This is a genomic window from Brevibacterium sp. AGC70 (genome assembly GCF_057334195.1).
Genome location: NZ_JBHFIH010000015.1, coordinates 152,322 through 154,712 on the forward strand (window position 1 = coordinate 152,322; position 2,391 = coordinate 154,712).

A 2,391-nucleotide genomic window follows, 5' to 3' on the forward strand; every position below is an offset into this window, starting at 1 on the left:
CCGCCGCGGCCGACGCTGCGTCGGCCTCGGGGCGGAGCTCGCCGGTGTCCGGATCGATCCGGCGCTTGTCGCTGAAGGTGAAGCCTGGCTCCTCGGACGACGGATCGTTGCCCTCGGCAGTCATTACTTCTTCTCCTCGTCCTCTTCATCGACAACCTCAGCATCGACGACATCGTCGTCAGCACTTGCATCGGAATCGCCTGCTGCCTCTTCACCAGCGGCACCTTCGGCACCTGGCTGGTTGTAGATGGCTTCGCCGATCTTCTGCTGGTTGGCGACAAGCTTGTCGTAGGCCGTCTTCACGGCGTCGTCGTCTTCACCCTTGAGAGCTTCCTTGAGAGCCTCAACGTCCGAGTTGATCTCGGTCTTGACCTCTTCGGGCAGCTTGTCCTCGTTGTCGGTGATGAGCTTCTCGGTCTGGTAGGCGAGGTTCTCCGCATTGTTGCGAGTGTCAGCGGCCTCACGGCGCTTCTTGTCCTCGTCCGCGTGCTCCTCGGCTTCCTTGACCATGCGGTCGATGTCTTCCTTCGGCAGTGCGGAACCGCCGGTGATCGTCATCGACTGCTCGGTGCCGGTGCCCTTGTCGGTGGCCGACACGTGCACGATGCCGTTGGCGTCGATGTCGAAGGCGACCTCGATCTGCGGGACGCCGCGAGGAGCTGGGGCGATGCCGGTCAGCTCGAAGGTGCCCAGGTTCTTGTTGTCGCGAGTGAACTCGCGCTCACCCTGGAAGACCTGGATCGACACGGAGGGCTGGTTGTCCTCGGCCGTGGTGAAGGTTTCCGAGCGCTTGGTCGGGATCGGGGTGTTGCGCTCGATGAGCTTGGTCATCACGCCGCCCTTGGTCTCGAGCCCGAGCGACAGCGGGGTGACGTCGATGAGCAGAACGTCCTTGCGTTCGCCCACGAGGACACCGGCCTGCACGGCTGCGCCGATCGCGACGACCTCATCGGGGTTGACGCCCTTGTTGGGCTCCTTGCCTCCGGTGAGTTCGGTGACGACGGCGGAGACGCCTGGCATACGTGTCGAACCGCCGACGAGGACGACGTGGTCGATCTCGGAGACGGACACGCCTGCGTCCTTCATGACTGCGTGGAACGGAGCCTTGGTGCGCTCGAGGAGGTCCTTGGTCAGGTCCTCGAACTTCGCGCGGGTCAGGGTCTCATCCAGGTGGATGGGTCCGTTCTCGCTCATCGACAGGTATTGCAGTGAGATGTTGGTGCTGGTGGCCGAGGAGAGTTCCTTCTTGGCCTGCTCCGAAGCTTCCTTCAGACGCTGGATTGCGGTCGCGTCCTTGCTCAGGTCGACGCCGTAGCCGTTCTTGACCTCACCGACGAGCCAGTCGACGATGCGCTGGTCCCAGTCGTCGCCGCCGAGGCGGTTGTCGCCTGAGGTCGCACGGACCTGAATCGTGGAGAAGTCGTCTTCGTCCTTGCCGACTTCCAGCAGGGAGACGTCGAAGGTGCCGCCACCGAGGTCGAAGACCAGAATGGTCTCGTCTTCCTTGCCGCGCTCGAGGCCGTAGGCCAGAGCTGCAGCGGTGGGCTCGTTGATGATGCGCGAGACATTGAGTCCTGCGATCTCACCGGCATCCTTCGTGGCCTGACGCTCGGCGTCATTGAAGTATGCGGGAACGGTGATGACTGCGTCGGTGACGTCTTCCTGCAGGTATTCCTCAGCATCGTGCTTGAGCTTCTGCAGGATGCGAGCCGAAACCTCAGGGGCCGACATCTTCTTGCCGCCGATTTCGGTGGTCCAGTCGGTGCCCATGTGGCGCTTGACCGAGGCGACGGTGTTCTTGATGTTGGTGACGGCCTGGCGCTTGGCGATCTCGCCAACCAGGGAGTCGCCGTTCTTGTTGACAGCAACGACGGAGGGGGTCGTGCGACCGCCTTCCGCGTTGGCGATGACCTTGGGGTCACCGCCTTCGAGGACTGTGACGACGGAGTTCGTGGTTCCGAGGTCGATTCCAACTGCACGTGCCATAACGTTGTCTCCTTACATATCGTGAGTGATCTCGACTCGAATGTGTGCGATCGGGCGGATCCACCACCGGGCTTCCACAGCATTTCCTGCTGCGGGGACGAGCGATGGACCCACTCGACCGCACACATTGAGCCAACTGCACTCAAGTATTATCTTCGTGATCCGAGCAGTCAAGCCCGGCATCATTAAAGTTGCGTACGCTAGACTCAACTTTGCGGAGTGAGGGTTTATTCCACGAGAGAGAAAAAGTTTGTGGGATCGCTCTTGTAGGTTCTCGTTTAAGTTGTCACTTTCTCACTTTCTTGGCCATGGCGTGTCAAATTTCTCACGCACCTGTCAATCGAGGACCATGAACATATGGTCGTTCGCAACGTAGCGTTCCGATACTGCACCTCCGGTGGCGGC

The 2,391-nt window shown here is 61.1% G+C and carries 1 protein-coding gene; it reads right to left on the bottom strand.

What is annotated here, in order from left to right; all coding sequences use genetic code 11:
- Window positions 1-123: 123 nt before the first annotated feature.
- A complete protein-coding gene (gene dnaK / locus ACE03M_RS13620; protein ID WP_485934466.1) occupies window positions 124-1,986 on the bottom strand; it encodes a molecular chaperone DnaK in 1,863 nt (620 codons plus the stop codon).
- Between the last annotated feature and the right edge of the window lie 405 nt (window positions 1,987-2,391).

Coding starts and splice junctions, on each gene's coding strand:
- dnaK (WP_485934466.1), bottom strand. CDS start 1,986: ATGGCACGTGCAGTTGGAATCGACCTCGGAACCACGAACTCCGTCGTC.